At 70.2% G+C, this 19904-nt stretch carries 12 protein-coding genes, 1 tRNA gene and 3 pseudogenes; 8 read left to right on the forward strand and 8 right to left on the reverse strand.

The genetic code is table 11. The features are described 5' to 3' along the window. Positions 1-78 precede the first annotated feature (78 nt). From AB5J50_RS42535 to AB5J50_RS42560, 6 genes are read right to left on the reverse strand one after another with little or no spacing between them, the layout of a single operon-like run. Positions 79-1596, reverse strand: coding sequence for a fibronectin type III domain-containing protein (locus AB5J50_RS42535; protein ID WP_369263944.1), 1518 nt, complete (start codon positions 1594-1596; stop codon positions 79-81). After that, positions 1593-2702, reverse strand: a complete 1110-nt coding sequence (locus tag AB5J50_RS42540) for an endo-1,3-alpha-glucanase family glycosylhydrolase (RefSeq protein ID WP_369263945.1) — start codon at positions 2700-2702, stop codon at positions 1593-1595. Before AB5J50_RS42540 ends, AB5J50_RS42535 begins: the two co-directional genes overlap by 4 nt. After that, positions 2699-3685 (reverse strand): hypothetical protein, encoded by a 987-nt coding sequence (locus AB5J50_RS42545; RefSeq protein ID WP_369263946.1) that lies wholly within the window; start codon positions 3683-3685, stop codon positions 2699-2701. The genes AB5J50_RS42540 and AB5J50_RS42545 overlap by 4 nt, the downstream gene beginning before the upstream one ends. Continuing rightward, positions 3682-4983: an alkaline phosphatase family protein gene (locus AB5J50_RS42550; RefSeq protein ID WP_369263947.1), complete on the reverse strand. Its 1302-nt coding sequence runs from the start codon at positions 4981-4983 to the stop codon at positions 3682-3684. Before AB5J50_RS42550 ends, AB5J50_RS42545 begins: the two co-directional genes overlap by 4 nt. Continuing rightward, positions 4980-6509, reverse strand: coding sequence for an ArnT family glycosyltransferase (locus AB5J50_RS42555; RefSeq protein ID WP_369263948.1), 1530 nt, complete (start codon positions 6507-6509; stop codon positions 4980-4982). The genes AB5J50_RS42550 and AB5J50_RS42555 overlap by 4 nt, the downstream gene beginning before the upstream one ends. Continuing rightward, entirely contained in the window at positions 6506-8974 is a 2469-nt protein-coding gene (locus tag AB5J50_RS42560; RefSeq protein WP_369263949.1) for a glycosyltransferase, read from the reverse strand. Before AB5J50_RS42560 ends, AB5J50_RS42555 begins: the two co-directional genes overlap by 4 nt. Before the next feature lie 414 nt (positions 8975-9388). Here AB5J50_RS42560 and AB5J50_RS42565 point away from each other — a divergent pair, with 414 nt between their 5' ends. Beyond that, complete coding sequence (locus AB5J50_RS42565; RefSeq protein WP_369263950.1) at positions 9389-9760, forward strand: ANTAR domain-containing response regulator; 372 nt, start codon at positions 9389-9391, stop codon at positions 9758-9760. Between the two features lie 209 nt (positions 9761-9969). Next, positions 9970-10054: transfer RNA gene (locus AB5J50_RS42570), tRNA-Leu, on the forward strand. Positions 10055-10198: 144 nt separating this feature from the next. On the opposite strand, the pseudogene AB5J50_RS42575 reads toward AB5J50_RS42570, so the two are convergent. Both AB5J50_RS42575 and AB5J50_RS42580 read right to left on the reverse strand, forming a co-directional pair. Further along, a pseudogene (locus AB5J50_RS42575) lies at positions 10199-10692 on the reverse strand (hypothetical protein); the annotation flags it as partial. Positions 10693-11018: 326 nt separating this feature from the next. Beyond that, a pseudogene (locus AB5J50_RS42580) lies at positions 11019-11855 on the reverse strand (RNA repair domain-containing protein); the annotation flags it as partial. A 278-nt stretch (positions 11856-12133) separates the two neighbouring features. Between AB5J50_RS42580 and AB5J50_RS42585 the strand changes: the two are divergent. The 6 genes and pseudogenes from AB5J50_RS42585 (at position 12134) to AB5J50_RS42610 (ending at position 19812) form a co-directional block, all read left to right on the forward strand. Next, positions 12134-14293, forward strand: a complete 2160-nt coding sequence (locus AB5J50_RS42585; protein WP_369263951.1) for a hypothetical protein — start codon at positions 12134-12136, stop codon at positions 14291-14293. Positions 14294-14394: 101 nt separating this feature from the next. Continuing rightward, positions 14395-14526, forward strand: a pseudogene (locus AB5J50_RS42590) (AEC family transporter); the annotation flags it as partial. A gap of 1063 nt (positions 14527-15589) precedes the next feature. Next, complete coding sequence (locus tag AB5J50_RS42595) at positions 15590-16384, forward strand: maleylpyruvate isomerase family mycothiol-dependent enzyme (protein ID WP_369263952.1); 795 nt, start codon at positions 15590-15592, stop codon at positions 16382-16384. A 179-nt stretch (positions 16385-16563) separates the two neighbouring features. Next, positions 16564-17529: an immunity 49 family protein gene (locus tag AB5J50_RS42600; RefSeq protein WP_369263953.1), complete on the forward strand. Its 966-nt coding sequence runs from the start codon at positions 16564-16566 to the stop codon at positions 17527-17529. Positions 17530-17587: 58 nt separating this feature from the next. After that, complete coding sequence (locus AB5J50_RS42605) at positions 17588-18445, forward strand: MoxR family ATPase (protein WP_327435293.1); 858 nt, start codon at positions 17588-17590, stop codon at positions 18443-18445. Beyond that, positions 18442-19812, forward strand: a complete 1371-nt coding sequence (locus AB5J50_RS42610; protein ID WP_369263954.1) for a VWA domain-containing protein — start codon at positions 18442-18444, stop codon at positions 19810-19812. Before AB5J50_RS42605 ends, AB5J50_RS42610 begins: the two co-directional genes overlap by 4 nt. Positions 19813-19904 lie beyond the last annotated feature (92 nt).

Here is a 19904-nt window from a genome sequence, read left to right on the forward strand (position 1 = left end):
AGGCGTCCTGGATCTGCGGCAGCGCGTCGGCCCCCTGCCATACGCGGCGGATGTCGTCGTAGGTGGAGGAGCAGCGGGTCACGGAGTGACCGTGTAGGTCTGCACGTCGAAGGTCTGCCCCAGCGAGTCGGTGGGCGCGACCGTCACCGAGGTGCCGTCCACCGTCACCTTCAGGAAGTGGTAGACCTGCGCGTCGTCCGTGGGAGCGGTCGCCGCGCCGCAGGCCGAGCCGCGGTTACGGCTGTACGACCAGCCGATCCCGTACGCGTCGGTCGCCGAGCAGCCGTTCTCGCCCACGGAGTGCACATCGGCGCCGCCGCCTCCCGTGACATACGAGACGATCCGTCCCGCGCCGGCGCTGTTGCGCTGGTACAGATGCGAGTGGCCGTTGAAGACGAGGTCGACACCGCCGTCCAGCAACGTCTGCTCCACGTCCGCGAGGAAGGTGTCGCTCGGCTCGCTCGCGCTGTCGGAGCGCAGCGGGAAGTGGAAGAACGCGAACTTCGGCCCGGTCGGATGCGCGGCGAGGTCGGCCTTCAGCCACGCGTACTCGGCGGACCCGCTCTGCCAGTGGGCGTGCGCGTCCTGTTCGTAGATCGCGCAGTGCGAACCGCACGAACCACCCGTCGCCGAGCCGGTGTTGGAGTTTCCCCAGGCCGTGTCGAGGACGTAGAAGCGGACGCCGCCGGTCGTGAACGCGTAGTACGTCGTCGGGTAGCTGATCGCGTTCGAGCCGAGGTACGACGGGTAGTCGACCATCCCGAACACACCGCCCGACGCGGCCGTCAGCGCCGGCTGCTTCCACACGGACAGATAGGTGGCCGTCATGCTGTGGTTGCCGACCGTGCCGATCAGGGGGATACGCATGCCGGGCTGGGCCCAGTACGACGGCCCGAACCACGAACTCACGTCGGCTCCGGTCTGGTTGAGGTCGCCGTACTGCGTCTGTGACGTACCCGGATGGGTGTTGTCGCCGGTCTGCAGGACGAAGCGCGCGCCGCTCGACCCGATCCGGCTCATCACGTTCGCCTGGTTCACGTTCACCGAGCCGTCGTCGACACCGCTGTTCGTGGTCTCACCGGTGTCTCCGAGCACCGCGAAGGTGAAGGGCGCGGTCGAGGACGCGGAGTCGGGGGTGGTGAAGCCCGGGGTGGCCAGGGTGCCGAGGAGATCCGTCCCCGAGGCGGTGTAGACGCGGTAGCAGAATCCGGTGCTCGCGCTCAGCCCCGTCAGCGTCACCGAGTTCGCGTACTCGCGGGTCGACCCGACGGTGATCGGACTGCCCAGAGACGCCGAAGTCGCCGTCTGGGCCGCGCAGTCGCCGAGCGGTCCATAGCGGACGGAACCCCGACTCTGCGTCGTGGTGGCCCAGTTGACCTGAACGGAGGTCGTCGTGGCGTCCGAGAGGTACGGCGCCCGCGTCAACTGCGCGTCGGCGCCCGGGAGATCGGCGTGCGCGGGAGCCGTGAACGACAGCGCCGCGCCCACCCCCAGCACGAGGGAGAGCGCGGCGAGACGTGCCTTTCTGCTCAGCGAGCCGCGCGGCGAACCGGCCGTCGAACCGACCGGCGAACCGCTCAGCGAAGATCTGCTCATGTTCTTTTTTCCTTTCTCGTTCTGACACTCCGCAGCCGGGCGAGCCCCGCCACCGCGCCCACCAGCAGCGCGGCGCTCCCGGCGATGCGCAGCAACCCCGGCCAGTAGCCGAGGCGTTGGTGCCGGACACTCCCCGAGGAAGCGGGCGGAACCGACGGCGACGCGGAGGAAGGCACACCGCGCAGCCGGCGCAGCTCGTCGAGGGCCTGCGTGCCGTGCTCCACCGACGGCTCCACATGCGAGTTCTCACTGAACTCGTTCCAGCTGATCAACCCGAGCACATCCGGGCCCGAGGTCTCGGCGGCCGCGTACTCGACCCGCAGCGTCCGGCCCCCCTCGCGCGGCACCGACTTGGTGCCGCCCACCTTCCGCGCGTCGAAACCGGGCGCGAACGGCGCCATCCAGTAGCCGCCCGCCCCGTGCACGGCCTCGGCCATGGCGCGCAGCTTCGTCTCATGCCGGTCGTTGGTGTCGGGGTTCACCGACGACCAGTAGTACGCGTCCCCGTCGGTGACCCGCGCCAGCCTGCGGCAACCCTCCGGGTTCTTCTCGGTGCCGAGGACGGTCAGCCGCGACCGCACCGGCCCGGTGATCCGCGCGATGTCCGTCGTCGCGTACTCCCAGGTCCCGCTGAACACGGTGAGCGGCTTCCCGCCGAGGCGGAAGAAGGCCGGATCCCGCGCGTAACGGTCGCGCAGCAGCCGGAAATCGGCGGCGACGCGGGCCGTCGCCAGCGGGCGGCGGTGGAAGTCGAGACCCTGATAGATCACCGCGACCTTGAAGTCCTGCGCCCGGGCCTCGGTCAACAGCAGCTCCAGTCGGCGGTTGTTGACGGCAGTGGACTTCCAGCTCACCACGAAACCGTCGATTCCGGCCGACCGTGCCCATGCGATATGCGTTCGGATCACGGAGGCGTCGTCGCTCGAATACCGGCCCAGGCGCGGGTAGTCGGTCTTCGCCCGCTGCCAGGACGAGCGCTCGAACCACTGGTAGTAGTACGCGAGAAGCGGCGCCCGGCCCCCGCGCACCGCCGAGGCCGGGGCGGGCGCCGGCAGCAGCCCGGCCACCATCAGGGCAAGGACCACCACCAGCGCCGCTCGTCTCACACCCCACCCCGCCGTCTGCGCAGCCTTCGCCCAGCGAGGAGCAGTCCGAGCGCCACGGTCGCCAACACCCCTGCGGCCAGGGCGAGATCGGCCCGGCTGACCACCCGTACCTGCACGGACTGCGTCCGCGAGAGCCGGATCTGCTGCTCGGCCCGCAGCCCGTTGCCGCCGGTGACCTCCACCTCGTACAGCCCGTGCGGCAGATTCCGCAGCGTCGCCGTCCGGTCGTCGCCGAACGGCACGGCGCGTACGGATCCGTCGGGCAGCGTCACCCGCGCCGTGCTCCCGGCCTCCGAACCGAACAAGGCGTCACGTGCCGAGACGGTCAGATCGTGGAACGGGGTCGTCAAGGTCACCTCACGCTCCTCGGCGGGCCGGAACCGCTGCCGCCCGGCGTCCACGGTGTTCGCGCCGTACGCGTTGGCGGACAGCAGCACGTATCCGACCCTGCGCGAGGTGAGCACGCTCTTGCGGTACACGGGCCGCAGTCCATCCAGCCAGACCGGGCGCCCCACCGGCAGCCGCTGTGTGCGCCCCGTGTCACTGCGTACGGTCACCGTCGGCACCAGCGCCCGAGGCACCGCCTTCCCGTCCTGGTCGACGCAGCGCAGCGTCACCCGGAAGCGCGCGGTGAACGCCGCCGTCACCGTGTAGTCCGCCCGCAGTGGCAGACCGTCCACCGTGCTCCGGAACGCCTGGTCGGGGTCCCGCTGCCCGGCCCACCGCGCGAAGCTGAACTCCTTTTCAACGGAGCCCAGTTCACCGTCGTCGACGGTCAGGGTGTGGCCGTCGAAGTCGTGCGCGCCCGTGAAGCGAACCGTGCCATCCGTCCCCGTCACGGCTGTCCGGCCGTCGAACACGAAGCGCACTCCGGCCAGTTGCGGTGCCGTGCGTACGGTGACGGTGACCGGGCCCGCCGCGAACGCGGGCGTCGGCAGCAGACAGCAGCCCAGGACGACCACGGCCAGCGTCAACCACCTCATGATGTACGCCACTTGGGCCGCACCGCCCCCCACAGCAGCAGCGCCACCAGGGCCGAGGCTCCGCCGTACACCGCGTACACGGGTGTGGGCGAGGGCCGGTGGGCCACGGGCAGAGCGGCCTCCCGCGCGTCGTCGGGGATGAGTTCGGCCTGGCGCGGCGGTGACCGGAAGTCGAAGGCAGCGGCCAGGCTGCGCACTTCGGTGGTCCGCCCGCCGAGCTTGCGCAGTCCCCAGTTCTCCTCCACGAACCGCAGGGCGCTCGCCGCCTCGAACTGGCCGTGCTGCACCTGGCCGCGCGCCGTGTACGGGCTGACCAGCAGCGCGGGCACCCGCAGCCCGCGTCCGGCCGGCGGCTTCACATGGTCGTACCAGCCGCCGGATCCGTCGTACGACCACAACAGGGCTGAGGAGCTCCAGTACTGACTGACCATCAACTGTGAGGTCAGCTGGCGCACCAGCCGCTGCCCGGCGGGGATCGACCGCGCGGACCGTTCGCCCGCGCCCGACGACGCGATGTACGCGACCGCGGGCAGCGTTCCGTGCTCCAAGTCCCGGTAGTACTCGCTGAGATCGGCGATGTGGGAGTTGAGTTCCGGGTCGTCGACGAAGTGCGGGACGTCGAGGAGGGGCACGCGCACCGTCTGCGTGGCCGGGTCGGTGGGGGAGGTGGTGCGGTAGGTCTTCTTCGGGTCGTAGTTCTGGACGTAGAACTTCCAGCTGACGCCGGCTTCTTCGAGCCGGTCGAAGAGGGTCGCCCCGCTGAGATCGGGGCCGCCGGTCACCCACTGGGCGCGGTTGGCGCGGGTACCGTCGAGCGAGGACGCGAAGTAGTGGTCGAAGAGTTCGTAGCGGTCCGCCGCGTTCCAGTAGAAGGGCAGGTCCCGGCGGTCGTAGTGGCCCATCGCCACCCGCCCGTCCCGGCCCTGCCGCTCGAAGGCGGCGACGAAGGAGTCCATCCGCCCCCCGTTGTACTGCTGTTGGACCAGACGGGGCCCGGCGCCGGGCGAGACGGGTGTCGCGTCGTGCAGTGGATAAGGCGCCACCAGACCGTCGTCCGGATGCTTCGGATCGATCGCCTGACGGGCTTGCGCGGGCAGCCCTTCGGCTCCGGGATACGTGCCGAAGTAGTGGTCGAAGGTGCGGTCGCCCTGCATGAGGTAGACGAAGTGCTCAATCGGCGTACGGGTGGACTGAGTTGACGCCGTACCCGTACCCGTCCCGGATGCCGATGCCGTGCCGCTTCCCGTGAGGAGCAGCAGGAGCATCGCGGCGAACACCGCCCTGATCCGGGGGATCATGACACCCTCACCCGGTAGACGATCACGACCCGCACCCCGTCCGTGTTCCGCGCGGTGAACACCGCGTCCCCGTGGTAACGCCCCACCAGTTCCTGGAACTTGGCGGTGAAGAAGGGTGTACGTCGGGCGGTGTACGCGTCCCACACCAGGTACTGGAAGCGGCCGTCCCGCAGGGCGCGGTCCGGGTTCTCGACGGCCCGGTAGCTGGGGTTGCGGCGCGCCGGATCGGGCGAGACGGACAGGGCGGAGACGGGCCGCAGCCCGTAGTACTGCACCACGTTCGCCATCGAAGGGCCGATGGCCAGCAGCCGCGCACCCTCCGGCGCGTGCGTCCGCACCCACAGTCCCGCCTCACGTCCGCCCGGCAGCCCGCCGGTACCGGCCAGGAACCGGGTACCGGTCAGCGGCGCGGTCCGCAGCCAGGTCGGAACGGCGAGCGAGACGACCACCAGACAGATGGCGGCAGCGGCGGCGACGCGCTGGGCGCGCACCACGCGCGGGAACGAGGTGAGCGTGCGCCCGGCCAGCACCGCGAAGACGGGCGCGGCGGGCAGCAGATACTGGAAGCCCTTCACCGGCCAGACCGTGAAGAACAGCGCGGGCACGGCCACCCAGCACACCAGCAGCCGCTCCCGCCAGGTGTTCTCCCGCCGCAGCCACACCAGCCCCGCGACGGCGGCGACGACCACCAACGGGCCCACCGCCCAGGGGACTTCGCGCGCGTAGAAGTAGTAGGGGTGGTTGGCGCGGCGGAACATCTGCCACAGCAGATAGTTTCCGCCCGCCTTCGAGTGCCCGGACAGCGCCTGCGACAGCGGATGCGCCACCGCCACCACCGCGATCGCCGCCAGCGCGGGCAGCAGATGCCGCCAGCGGGTGCGCACGGCCGGGGTGAGCGCGAAGAAGGCGTAGAGCGAACCGAGGAAGACGATAGATGTCTCCTTGGCGAGCACAGTGAGCCCGAGCATGCCGCCCGCGGCGAACAGCCAGCGTGGCGCGGGCGATTCGGCGTAGCGCACGACGCAGTACAGCGCACCGGTCGCGCACAGCGTCATCGGCGCGTCGAGCAGCACCTGACGGCTCACGACGACGTGGTACGGCATCACCGCGAGCAGCAGCGCGGCCACGAGCGCGGCCCGCCGCCCGTACAGCCGGCGGCCAAGACCGTACGTCATCGCGACCGTCACCACGCCGAGCAGCGCCGGGACCGCGCGCGCCGCCCAGTCGCTCTCGTGCACCCGCAGCGCCAGCGACACCAGCGACTGGAAGAGCACGGGGTGCGCCCTGAACACGGGGAAGAGCGAACCGAGTTCGCCGTCCCCGGCGAGCGAGGCCGACGTGCCCGTGTACACCGCCTCGTCGCTGTTGAACCCGGTGTCCGTCAGCCGGTACAGCCGCAGAAACGCCGCGACGAGCAGCACCGCGGCCAGGGGTGCCGCCCGCCGCAGGGACACCCCGGCGCCGGTGGGGGCCGGCGCCGGGGTGGTGCGGGGTGCCCCCGAGGGGAGCACGGACCGTTCGGTCATGCGGCGGCGCCGGGCATGAGCCCCCAGCGAGGCCACGCGTCGACCCGCACCTGTGCGGTGTGCGGCTCTTCCTCAAGGCGCGCGGTGTCCCGCTCACCGGCCAGCAGCCGCGGGATCTCGTCCGCCCAGCCGAAGCAGTCCGACGCGAGGACCCGGGTGCGGACACCGGAGAGGAACCCGGCGAGGATCTCCCGTTCGAGGGCGCGCAGTTCGGCGTGGTCGAGGCCGCCGATACGCAGCGCCGGCGCCAGATAGCGGTACGGCGGAAAACCGTACGCGTCCTCCGTGTTGACGAGCATCCGCTCCAACGCCTCGGTGCCGTCGAGGTCGTACAAGGACGGCGTACCCCGCTCGATGACGAACAGGTCCTTCACCTCGACGCTCGACCCGAGCCGGCAGGGCACGAGCCGGTCGACGCTGTACTTCGGTGGCGGCACCAGAATCTGCGTGATCGCGTTGATGCCCATGATCGGCAGATTGAAGCGGGCCAGCATCAGCGCGATCGACCGGCCGCCCTTGGAGTGCAGCCGTGACTGGATGTTGAGCCGGCGCCACTCCTTCTTCGTCAGATCCTCGGCATGCACGGCACGCAGGGTGTGCGCGCTGATGGTGAGCGGCTTCGGGAAGCACACCGCCCGACCCGTGGCGTCCACCACCGTCATGTCGTCCGACAGGAACCGCCCGCCGTGCTCGCGCAGCAGCCGCAGTACGGTCGCGGTCTTGCCGGTGTCGGTGAGCGCGGACAACATCACGCCGTGGCCGTCGAGTTCGACACAGGCCGAGTGCAGCAGCATCCGCCCGCGCGAGATGAGCACGAACCGCAGCAGCGCTTCGACTACGTTCGTGTAGACGACGTGCGGGGAGCGCGCGAGCAGCGGACCTACCTCTACGGTGATCGGTGGACCCAGCCGTACGCGGAAGTTGGCGCCGAACCGGCCCAGGTGCTCCTCGTAGCGCAGTGCGCCCGACTCGCCGCGGTCCTCGGTGAGCGCGGCGCGCCGCCGGGGCATGCGCCGGCCGACGTCACCGACGCGTACCGCGATGTCGACCTCCGCGTCCGGGATCCACTGGGCGCGGAAGAACTCCAGCTCGGGCAGCCGGATCTGGGATCCGATGGTGACGGTGCCGGCGACGTCGTACCGATACGGGAGGTACACGGACCGCTTGCGGCTGGGTGCCTCAGCGGCGCTCTCCGCATCCGGATCCACCAACATCCGTACGGGATCCCGCCGTTGGACCTTCTTGTCGTCACCCCGGTAGATCATGCGATCGCTGATCAGGAAGCGGAGCGCGAAGAGGAGCACGAGGCTGAGGGCGTTGGCGGTGAGCACGCCCATGCCCGCGAGCACCAGCCATTGGAGCAGCGGCAGCCGGGCGACCAGCAGCAGGTTGTTCATCGCGAAGAACCGGCCCGCGCGCCCGTACCAGATGCCCTTCCGCTGCCTCCCGCGGTACACGGCGGCATCGGTGAGGACGAAGTTCCAGGCGGTGGAGAACTGCGTGGCGAGAGCCGCGCCGACCAGGTGATGGACACCGAGCAGATCGAAGAAGAGCCACAGCGCAGCCGTGTTGACCGCGACCCCGGAAAGACCGACCGCTCCGAACGCGCTCATCCGCAGCAACTGCCGCTGCCCGCCCGCCACCCCGCGGCGCAGCCGCCCGACATGCCGTACGAACGCGATCCCTTCCCGGAGCGAGGCCTTGGAGCGACCCGCCTCGCGGGGCGCGAAGGTGTACGCGACCTCGGCGACCCGGGCCGCCGGGTGCCGCACCAGGATCTCCAGCAGGATCTTGAAGCCGACGGGCCGCAGCAGGGCGGTGTCGACCGCGTCCTTGCGGAAGGCGAACAGACCGCTGAGCGGATCGCTGACGGTGGCGAGCCGACGCGGGAACGCCGCCTTGACCAGGCGCGTAGCGGTCGACGAGGTCGCCTGCCGCCCGGCGCCCGCGAGCCCCTCGGACTGACCGGTACCGGCGTACCGGGTGCCGACGGCGATGTCGACGCCCTCCCGCATCGCCGTCCTGGCCAGTAGCGCGGCGGCCCCCGGCGGATGCTGCAGGTCCCCGTCCATGACGAGGACCCAGTCGCCGCGCGCGACCCGGGTGCCGGCGACCACCGCACCCGACAGGCCCCCGCCGCGCAGACCTGGCGGACGGTGCAGTACGCGGACCGGGACCCGGCTGCCCGGAGCGAGGGCCGCGATCTCCTCGACCGTGCCGTCGTCGCTGTCGTCCACGAACAGGATCTCCGCGCCGAGCGGCGCGACCGCGGGTGAGAGCCGGGCCAGGAGCAGCGGAACGCTCTCCTGCTCATTGCGCGTCGGCACCAGGACGGTCAGCCGGGGCACGGCACCGTCGCCGTGTGCGCCCCCGCCGAGATCCTGGACACCGAGATCCTGGACACCTGGATCCTCCGGATGGTCCCCCTCGCGGGCATCCGTACGGGAATTGATGACATGCGTCATGGAGTCCCCCCTGAACGCGCGCCCGTCGGCGACACAGCGCGACGGGCACCGAGTCCGCCCGAGGAAACGGGCGGAGAAGTGAGCGGTGACCCTCGCGGCGTGCGGTCTCGACGCGGCGCGGGGAGGTACAGGACGTGCCAGAGGTACGGAACGTACCTGGCTCCACGGTCAGGAGCGGAAAGCAGAGGCTAGCAGCGCGCGTGTGCGGTTCGCCGGGGATTCGGCTCGTATCGGACGGTAATTAGCCTGCTGTTAACCCGAGTTGGTCCGCTGTTGCCCCTTGAGCAACTCCTCGCCCCATCTGTACCGGTCAGACGTAGGCAGATCTACGCATCGATTACATGGAGGTGAAAGTCTGCGCATTCTTCACGTGCGCCCTGCTGAAGCCACCGTTCCGCGACAACCATGACCCGTATGCCTTCCGACGAAACAGCGTCCCTGCCGGAAGCCCCCACCGGTGCGCCCGGGGGTGCGCCGCCCTTCCCTGTGCGCGACCACGCGGTCACTCTGATGGACGCGATGCGTGCGGTCCTGGCCATGATCGACGACCTGGAGGCCCTGAGAGCCGAGAACCGCCAGCTGAAGGAGGCCCTTGAGGGGCGCGCCCTGATCGAACGCGCCAAGGGCATCCTCATGGCCCGCCGCGGCTGCGACGAGGCGACCGCCTTCCGGATACTCGTTGCCCTCTCCCGCAAGCAGCACCGCAAGGTGCGCGCGGTGGCGGCGGACTTTGCGGAGGGGGTCGGGGCGGGTGGGGTGGATGCGGGAGTGCATCCCTTGACGTGAGGGCGGTCGACGGCGGAGTCACTCGCCCCCGGGAGGGCGAGCCCCGGGTAGTCGGCCAGTCACCCATGGTGAGACCGGAAGTGCACCCCCACCCCGCCCCGCGCATCCGCTCCAGCGGCCCAGATATGCAGGTGAAAGGCACTCCGAAACCTTGGTATTGTTGTCCATGTCGCCGCGGGGAGCACCCCCGGTCAGGCGGCAGACACCTAGTCCGGGTGGCGGAATGGCAGACGCGCTAGCTTGAGGTGCTAGTGCCCTTTATCGGGCGTGGGGGTTCAAGTCCCCCCTCGGACACCGACTGGTAGCCCACGGGTTGCCGCAGAGTGCTGGTTGAGGTTCATCTCAACCAGCACTTTCTGTTTTCCGGAGTCGTAGGTCAGGGCGAGCCCGAGCTGACGCTAGATCTCCGCCTTGTCCCTGGTCTCTGCGGGTGCCGATCAATCCAGACCTCCGGGGCATCCGGATGCCGCTGGTGACGACGTTCGTGTCGGCGTCGGCCGGCACCGCGTCGAAGGCCTGGGTGAACTTCGAGTCCCGGTCGCGGATCAGGAATCTGGCCCGGCTGCTCGCGTCCTCCAACTCCATGACGAGATTACGTCCGAGCTGCACGATCCACTCGGCGGTTGGGTGCGCGATGACGCCCAGGATCCGGATACGCCGGGTGGCGTGTTCGATGACCGCGAAGACGTACAGACGCGCCCCCGGTCAGGGTGCGGGTCTCGAAGAGATCGCACGCGAGCAGCGCTTCGGCCTGGCTGCGCAGGAAGGCGGCCCAGGTCGTGCTCTGCCGTTCGGGCGCGGGCGGGATGCCGTACTCCTTCAGGATCTCCCAGCAGGCCGGCGAGGACAGCGCGGTCGGTGTCCGTGAACGTGGGCTTGCCGACTTGGCGTTGCAGTACGAGCAGTTGGGGTCGGAGGGCAAGGATCTCGATGGCGTTGGTCGCGGCGAGGTAGGCCAGGCGCAGCAGCACGACAGATCATGATGCGGTCCGCGTTTGTCCACGTGAAGACACCGGAGCGGTCGGGGAGCGCAGCCGAAGATCAAGCGATCAAGGCCGCGACCTGGGCGGATGATGTATCGGCACCTGCAGGGCGCTGACGCATCTCCGGCAGGCGTCAGAACACTCCGCCCGTGCGACCTGAATCCCGGGCGGCGCTTTGCCTCACCTGGCTATGTGAATCATCTGTCGGTGATCTCGGAGAGCCAGGCCGTGTCCTCCGGGCCCGGCGCTTCGGGGCCGGGCGCGGGCAGCCGGCGGACCTCGCCCGTGCGCAGGGCGACCGTGGCCCGTGGCCGCATCGGCCCGTCGCCCCTGCGTGAGAGCAGGACGAGGTCCCAGACTGTCGCCGTCATGGCGTCGAGCCGGGTGGCGCAGTCGGCGGTGACTCGCCGCGGATCCCGGGTCCGGCCCAGGGACAGATGTGGGGTGAAGTTCTTGGCGGGCCCACGACAGCGCGGGAATCGCTGCTGCAGTACGCGGTGCAGGTCCGCCCACGGCGCCTGGTCGGCCGCCGTCGGGTCGATCCACACGGTGAAGTACGCCCTGTGCCGGAAGGTGCGCACCCCGTCCAGCCGGGCGGTGAAGACCGGCGTCTCGGCCGTCGCCGCGGCGAGCAGCGGGGCCGCCCGCTCGAAGTCGGACTCCGGCACGAAGCCGAAGAGCACATTGACGTGCGGCGGCCAGCGGTGGATCTGTGGATCGTAGTCCCGGCGGATGTCCTGGATCGGCGGCCACAGCTCCGCAGGCGGGATCCAGGCCACCGCCGTGCGGGCCGTCGGGGACACGTCGAGGACGCCGGCGCGCTCGCCCCTGCCGGAGCTCGTGTAAAAGCTCAGGTCCGCTTGCGGGCCCCGCACCCGGCCGGCGCCCGACGCGTCGATGCGGTCCACACCCGTGGCCCGGTCCCAGACCACCTCGCCGTCCGCCTCGATGAACACCACCCGGTGCCACGGGATGTCGCCCCCGGGCACGAAGGAAGACAGCGGGATGCGTTTGAGGGCATCCCCGCGCTGGCTGATCCCCAGCACGAACCGGCCCGGGTCGAACCGCGGGTCCCAGCGGACCCGGTGATAGATCTCGTCGCTGGTCCGCATCACGCCTCCTCTCCCGCCTTCACACCTTCTCTTCCTCCAGGGTGCCGCCCGCCCTGCCTTCGATGGTTGTTCCGCTCGCACCGCGACGCATCAGGTGCGGTGCGCCTGACGGAGGACGGCAGGGAGAACCGGTGCGCCTGTGCGCTGAGCACCCGCGGCAGCATTGCCGCACCTCTTCTCGCCGTCCTGTCGGTTCTGGGACCGGCTTGTTCGTCACGGCCGGTAGCGTGGGCAGCGAGACAGAGCCCTGCGAAAGACAAGAGCGGGAAACCATGCGGATGATCTTCAATCCCGCGGAGGAGAACGAGTACGAGGCGGTTTGTGGTCTTCTTGTCCACCGTTTCGAACAGTGGGCCCGGGAGAACGGGATCGACGCCGATCCGTTCGTCGTCGAAGCCGCGCTGGACTATCGCCATCTCGGTACGCCGGACGGCAGGCTGGGACTGTGGGACCAGCGGCACATCGAGGAGTTCCTGCTCGACTGGGTTCCGCGGACGGTGACCGTACTTCCCGACGAGGAGCCCGCCGATGCGCCGGGCACTCTGCGGTGCCTGCTGCGGTATCTGGATGCCGTCCATCTTGCCGATCCCCGAGGGGCGTCCCTGCCCGAGGTGCTGGAGGCCGTCGACGCGGCGGCGCCCCGCTACGCGGAGGCGATGGCCGACCGCAGCCTCTGGGGCCTGGCGAAGTTCTGGATCACTGCCGCCGCGGAGCAGGGCGTCGACGTCCACGACGAGCAGGCGTTGCAGGACTTCGTGGGGCGGGCACAGGGTGGCGAGGTGCCCTACGACCCGGAGCTGCTTCAGACCATCGTCGAGCGGCACATGCGGAGTTCCGGGCCCGTACGGTCCGAGCCGCAGCTCCCGGTCGCGCTCCCGGGCGACGACGTGCTGCGGGAGCAGGCCGGCCGGTCACCGGTCCTGCGGCAGCTGCGCGGCCTGGCCGAGTGGGCGGGGCGCGACGGCAGAATGCTGACCGGTTCCGGCAGGCTGCGTCTGTCAGATGCCCGGGAACTCGTAGAGCGGCTGGACACCGGAGACGACACGGATTCGGTCCGCTCGTCCGGGGACCTGCCGCGCCTCAACCTCCTTGTGGAGTGGGCGAAGACAGCCAGGCTGATACGAGTCGCCAACGGGAGGCTGTACGCGGTGGCCAATGCCGAGCCTGTGCTGAACGACCCGCTTGCACTGTGGCGGCGCGCGTTCGACGCGTTCCGCGAGCTGCCCAGCCCAGTGAGCGGCGGGCGCGGCGGCAGGTACGGAGAATCCGTGCTGTACGACGTGTACGACGTCGTCCTGCCCGACGTACTGGCAACCCTCTACAGCCTGCCGTACCCCATGCCCTGGCCCGGGCTGCGGGACAGCGTCCACCTCGCCTACCGCTCGAGTTCCCTGCTCGAGGTCTTCGCCACGGACTCCATCGGGTTCGAACAGGCCGATGACGATCTGCGCACCGTGCTGGGTGTTTTGGAGGACCTGGGGGCGATCGAGTGCCACCAGGGGATGGCCGACCCTGTCTTTGCGGATCTGGCGATGAGCGAGAACGACATCGAGAGTTGGGCCGGAATACCGACCGAGGACGATGACGACCTCGAGACGCCGTCCGGCGTACTGCCAGGGACGCCGACCGGACTTGCCGGGCTGCCGGACGACGCCCTGCCGGACGAGACCCTGTCGGGTGACGCCCTGTTGAGTGACGCTCAGCTGGACGACGAGGCCACCCAGCGGGCCCGGAAACTGAGGTCCGAACTGAGCTCGGGCCCGGTCGAGTTGATCCGTCTCACTGACCTCGGAACGGACTCCGTGCGCCGTCGGCTGCTGGCCGAAGGCCGGGATGCACCCCTGATCGGCGAGCTTGCCCAGGCATCGCCGGCCGGTTTGCTGGGCGTCCTCGCCGATCACTACGATCCGGAGGCCGCCCGGGCGGAGCTCGCCGCGTGGATCGCCGTCCACGGCGACCGGTCCGCGGCGCTGGAGCAGCTCGTCCACGCGGTGCGGACCATGCCGTTCCGTACCCGGGCCGAGGCCATGCTGGACGTCCTCGTCTCATCGCTCGACGACGGGGAGCTCCTGCTGCGAAGCCTGCGTTCGGATTCCTCGCTGGCTCCCACCGCGCTGAGCCTCCTGGCCCGCCGGGAAATCCTCACCCCCGAGGACCTCACGGAGCCGGAAAGCCTGCTCATGGTCGCTGAAAGCCTGTTGCAGCTCTGTGAGGCGACCGGCGCCGACGGGGTGAGGGAGGTACTACGCCAACAGGGTCGCGAGGCCGAAGAGGCCCTCCGGGCGGCTCTGGCCTCCGGTCACCCGGACGAGGAGGGCCTCGCGGACCTTCAGGCCCTCGCCGAGCGTGTGCCCCGGGAGCGCAAGGCCCACGTCGGCCTTGTTCAGCAGCGCGGCCACCGAAAGAACGGCAGACGGGGCAGCAAGCGGCGCCGCTGAGGACCTGGCGCTCCTGGCGCTCAAGGGCGACGCCGGCGGCCGAGAGACCGCATGTTCGAGGCAGCGGTCTCCCCGCCCGCGGAACCAACCGGCCCGCCATCGCCCTGCCCGCCGCCCAGAACCTCTACCCCCACGCCTCGCAGTATCGCGTAGCCGAACAACTCGCCCGAGATTCCGTCCTGCTGTCCACCGTCGTCTCCGTACCGGCACTGATCACCGTTGCCGCTCTCCTCGAACAGACCGCGCGCGGACGCCATCTCCTGGCAGGATCCGGCAGTGGAGCGCCAGCAGCACGGGTCGCTCGGCAAGGTTCTGAAAGCCGTGCACCCTGCCGGTGAGCAGCACTGATGCGGCCCGCTCCACGCCCTGTTCGCCGTCGAACACTCGATCATCACCGCGATCTGTCTTGGGTTGTGAAGACGCTGTCGAAGGCCTGGGTGCAGCGGGTGTCGCGGTCGCGTAGCCAGGCCAGGAGGGTGCGCGGAGAGACGATGAGGTGGCGCTGCAGGGACTGGGGGAGTAGCCGGGCGAGGGCGGTGATCGAGCACTCGCACGAGCACAAGGTTCGATGGTGCCGTATCGCCTCCGGAGAAGCGTCGTCCCAGGTCGCGGGCGGTACAGCCGTTATGGAGTGGTACGGGGCGGGTAGGGGCACGCACCGGAATCAGCGGGCTGGTCACACGCCTTCGCCCAATGCTGAAAAATTTACCTACAACCTATTGACTTGGGGCATAGTGCGTGCATCGTAGTTACCAGACCACAACACCGAAAAAGTCGCAAAGTCTATGAGGACGTCTAGTCGGCGGAGCGGCTTCGACAGGATGTGGTTCAGGCCCCCGGCAAGCCGGCGCGATACCGAGGCAACGGTGACGACTGAAGCTTCAGGACACGTGCAGCACTACCGGGGACTGTTTTGCCCTCGGAGCCTTCGCGCGGGTCTGGCCGCGGCGCGAAGGCTCCGCCCGTCCTCGCGATCGCCTTGTGTACGCGGGTGCTTTGTCGTTTCAGCTCCCGGTATCGATCCCCCCTCGGACACAATCTCTGTATGCGCGTATGGCGCCGACTGATTTCCGGTCGGCGCCATATGCGTTTTCGTTGCCTATGGGCCGGGCCGGCCGAGAAAGCTTGACGGTTCAAGTCAATCCCTTTCAGGTTTCAACTTTCAACTTGAATGTTCAAGTGGTGCCTCCCGGGCGCCCGGCATGCCGTACGGACCGCCGTGTGAAATCCCTGACCGCTCCGCGACGTTGCATCACCACAGGCAGCAGTCCGCCCCCACTTCTTCGGAGTTGAGTCATGACCGAGCAAGCCGACCGCATCATCGACGCCCTGCGCAGCGGGCACGACTACCTGACCTCCGTGGTGCGCGGAATCGCCGCCGCCGACCTCGGGCGGCCGTCCGGAGCGACGGAGTGGGATGTGTCGCAGGTGCTCAGCCACCTCGGCAGCGGTGCGGAGATCGGCCTCGCCACTCTCGAAGGCGCGCTGAACGGCACCGGCCCGCAGGGCGGCGACTTCAACAAGTCGGTCTGGGCGCGCTGGGACGCCATGTCCCCGGCGGAGAGGGCCGAGGGCTTTGTGACGGCCAACGAGACACTGGTACGCCGCTACGAGGGCCTCGACCAGCGGACTCGCGAGGAACTGCGCATCGATCTCGGTTTCCTGCCGGTGCCCGTCGACCTGGCGACGGCGGCCGGTCTGCGACTCGGCGAGTTCGCCCACCACTCCTGGGACGTGGAGGTCGCCTTCGACCACACGGCGAGCCTGGCGCCCGCCGCGACGGAGCTCCTCCTCGACCAGGTCGGACTGCTCATAGGTTTCCTCGGTAAGGCCGACGCCCTGGACGGCCGCCGGGCCGACCTGGCCGTGCGGACCACCGCTCCCGTGCGGGCCTTCGGGCTCGGCCTGGGCGACACGGTCACGCTCACCGACCAGCCGGCCCAGCCCGACGCGGTCCTCTCCGCCCCCGCCGAGTGGTGGCTGCGACTCACCACCGGCCGTCACGCCCCCGCGTACACCCCGAGCACCGTGACCCTCACGGGCGACAGCCTCACCCTCGACGACCTGCGGCGGGTCTTCCCCGGCTTCTGAGGCGCGCCGTACCCGACCAGGCCGGTCCGGAAAGCTCGCCCGGAGCAGGGCCGAACTCGCCCCACAGTGGGGGCGAGTTCGGCCCGTACGCGTTCCGGGACGGAAACGTTGGTACCGTGCCGCCGGCAGCCGGAAGGATCAAGGAAGGCCGGCAACGTGCAGGAAGGCCGGTCGGCAACGTGCGGGAAGTGACGTGCCACAACGTCAGCGAGCAGCGGATCTCCCACGCCCTGGAGGACATCTGGGGGCGGGCGTTCGACCGCTGGCACGGGCTGCGTTACGACCGCCTGTCCCTGAAGTCCCTTCAGGAGATGGGCGACGAACTCCTCGACCACGTCGCCGCTCGTGCCCTGGAAGACCCCACGCTCGGCGCCGCCTCCGCGCGCACAGTCCTGTGTACCGCGGCCGAGTGCGCCCTCGGGGTGCTGAGCCTCGGCGCCTTCCCCGACGGCGACTTCGAGGTCCCCTTCCCTCTCGTCGACGAGACGCTCAGCAGCGAGGACTTCGCGTTCGGGGACGCGGTGGACCTCGCGCCCAACGCGGGGACCTGGCTGGACGCGTTCGCGTTGTGCCTGATCAGTGGCGCGGTCTGGGAGCGGGACCGGGCGATGGGTCTGCTGCTGCGGGAGGACTATGCGCCCGCGGTCCGCGACGGGGTGCCGTACTCGCCGCTGGAGTCGCGGTCGGATCCGGCGGGCCTCGCGGAGATGGACGCGCTGTGCGGCTACCTGACCCCGGCACGCGGGCACCTGCCCCGAGACTGGCCCACTGTCACGCTGTGCAAGCCGGACGCCGAAGAACGCCTGGAAGCGACACGGCGATTGGACGCCCTCGATGCGCTGACGCCGGATCAGCAGCTTCTCCGCGTACTCCTGGAGGACGACCAGCCGGCCTTCGAGCGGGCCCTGGCCGGTCGTCTCGTCCAGCACCGCGAGAGCGCGGCAGCCGATCCGGCCCCCAGGAGCCTGCTGCCGGTCGGCGCGATCGCTCTGGCCGCGCTGGCTGTCCAAGTGCACGGGTGGGAGTTGCGCATCAGGTCGGGCTATCTGCCGGAAGGCCTGCTGCGTGCCCCGGAGGGCGCTCCGCGGGTCGGCCGCGTGGGCGCCATCACACGTGACAGCGGGGGTGAACAAGCGCTTAGATAGTGAGTCTCGGCCTTGCCCGAGTCTCGACCTCGTCCGCGCCGAGCTGGAGGCCCTATTGCTGTTCACATCCGTCGATGACGTCTCCGCGCGCCTCGCCGAGACCGGCTATCTGGCGTCCCCCGCGGTCGCCACGACCGTCTTCCTGGCCGACCGCCTCGGCAAGCCGCTCCTGGTGGAGGGCCCCGCCGGGGTCGGCAAGACGGAACTCGCCAAGGCCGTCGCGGAGGTCGCCGGAGCCCGACTGGTCCGGCTGCAGTGCTACGAAGGCGTCGACGAGTCACGGGCGTTGTACGAGTGGAACCACGCCAAGCAGCTCCTGCGCATCACCGCGGGCCGCGACGAGTCGTGGGACGAGACGCGCACGGACATCTTCAGCGAGGAGTTCCTGCTGGCGCGCCCGCTGCTCACCGCCATCCGCGGCGACGACCGCAAGGTGCTGCTCATCGACGAGACCGACAAGGCCGACGTCGAGGTGGAGGGCCTGCTGCTCGAAGTGCTCAGCGACTTCCAGGTCACCGTCCCCGAGCTGGGCACGATAGCCGCGACCAGCCGCCCCTTCGTGGTGCTCACGTCGAACGCGAGCCGGGAGCTGTCCGAGGCGCTGCGCCGCCGCTGTCTCTTCCTCCACATCGGGTTCCCGGACGAGGAGCTGGAGCGTCGCATCGTACGGCTGAAGGTGCCGGGCCTCGACGAGACCCTGAACGAGTCCGTGGTGCGGGTGGTCGGGGCGCTGCGCGAGATGGATCTGCGGAAGGTTCCGTCGGTCGCCGAGACCATCGACTGGGCGCGCACGCTGCTCGCGCTGGGGGCCGACACCCTCGACGAGACCGTCGTACGCGACAGCCTCGGCGTGATCCTCAAGCATCAGGACGACATCCTCAAGGCGGCGGCCAAACTCGACCTGGACGCCATGTGAACGCTCCTGCGCCGACGTCGGGTGTCGCGGAACGGCTGACAGGTCTTGTCGGCGCGCTGCGCTCGCACGGCGTCCGGATCGGCACCGGGGAAACCGTCGACGCCGCACAGGCGTTGGAGGCACTCGGCCTCGCGGACCGCGAGCGGCTGCGCGAAGGGCTGGCCGCCACGCTGCTGCACACCAGCGGACAGCGACGGGTGTTCGACCCGGTCTTCGACGTGTACTTTCCGCGCGGTGTCGGAGCGCCCGACACCGAAGCACCCGCGGACCGGGAGGATCTGCGCGACCGGCTCGCCGCCGCGCTCGCCGCCAACGACCAGGCGATGCTGGCCCGGCTGGCGGTCGAGGCGGTGGACGGCTTCGGCGGGTACGGGGCGTCGCCCGGGTCGGACGGCTGGTCGTCGTACCAGACACTTGACCGGCTCCGCCCGCAGACGCTGATGGCCCGCGTGCGGGACACCGTCCGAGCGCGGGGCGACGGCACGGGATTCACCGACCGGCTGCTGGAGGACGAGATCCGGCGGCGTATCGAAGGCTTCCGACGCCAGGTCGCCACGGAGGCGCGACGCCGGGTCGCCGAGCGGCGCGGCCGGGACCAGATCGCCCGGCGGGCGGTCGCCACGACCGCCGACCGGGTCGACTTCCTGTTCGCCGGACGGGAGCAGGTCGCCGAGCTGCGCAAGGTGGTTCAGCCGCTCGCACGCAAGCTGGCCACCCGGCTCGCCGCGCGCCGCCGCCGCGCCGCCCGCGGCACCATCGACCTGCGGCGGACCCTGCGCGGGTCGCTGTCGACGGGCGGGGTGCCGATGCGACCGGTGCTGCGCCGGCGCCGCCCCGTCCGGCCCGAACTGGTGCTGCTGTGCGATGTGTCGGGCTCGGTGTCGGGCTTCTCCGACTTCACGATGCTGCTGGTGCAGGCGCTGCACGACCAGTTCAGCAAGGTGCGGGTGTTCGCCTTCGTCAACCTGATCGACGAGGTGACCGGGCTGCTGGTGCACGGCGCCGCCGACGCGGACGGACTGAGCGCCCGCATCCGGGCCGAGGCGACCCTGACGGGCTGGCACGGCAGCAGCGACTACGGCGTCTCGTTCGGCGCCTTCGACGAGCGGTACGCCGACGCGGTGGGCCCGCGCACCACCGTGTTCATCCTCGGCGACGCCCGCACCAACATGAGCGACCCGAACCTGACGGCCGTACGGCACCTGTCCGGACGGGCCCGCCGCGTCTACTGGCTGAACCCCGAGCAGCGCTCCCAATGGGGCACGGGCGACTCCGCCGCGCCCGCCTACGCGGAACTCGTCGAGATGTACGAGTGCCGCAACGCCCAGCAGCTCAGTGGCTTGATCGCACGGCTGTTGCCGGTCTGACGCCGGGCTTCGACGGAGCCGGCGGTCCGCACCTCCTCGATGCCGTGGCCGGCCACCCTCTGTGGTAGCGTCAAACGTTTGCACGGTCGTGA

The sequence above is a fragment of the Streptomyces sp. R35 genome, from assembly GCF_041053035.1.
Classification (GTDB): Bacteria; Actinomycetota; Actinomycetes; order Streptomycetales; family Streptomycetaceae; genus Streptomyces; species Streptomyces lutosisoli.

Coding starts and splice junctions, on each gene's coding strand:
- AB5J50_RS42535 (WP_369263944.1), bottom strand. CDS start 1,596: ATGAGCAGATCTTCGCTGAGCGGTTCGCCGGTCGGTTCGACGGCCGGT.
- AB5J50_RS42545 (WP_369263946.1), bottom strand. CDS start 3,685: ATGAGGTGGTTGACGCTGGCCGTGGTCGTCCTGGGCTGCTGTCTGCTG.
- AB5J50_RS42550 (WP_369263947.1), bottom strand. CDS start 4,983: ATGATCCCCCGGATCAGGGCGGTGTTCGCCGCGATGCTCCTGCTGCTC.
- AB5J50_RS42555 (WP_369263948.1), bottom strand. CDS start 6,509: ATGACCGAACGGTCCGTGCTCCCCTCGGGGGCACCCCGCACCACCCCG.
- AB5J50_RS42560 (WP_369263949.1), bottom strand. CDS start 8,974: ATGACGCATGTCATCAATTCCCGTACGGATGCCCGCGAGGGGGACCAT.
- AB5J50_RS42565 (WP_369263950.1), top strand. CDS start 9,389: ATGCCTTCCGACGAAACAGCGTCCCTGCCGGAAGCCCCCACCGGTGCG.
- AB5J50_RS42585 (WP_369263951.1), top strand. CDS start 12,134: ATGATCTTCAATCCCGCGGAGGAGAACGAGTACGAGGCGGTTTGTGGT.
- AB5J50_RS42595 (WP_369263952.1), top strand. CDS start 15,590: ATGACCGAGCAAGCCGACCGCATCATCGACGCCCTGCGCAGCGGGCAC.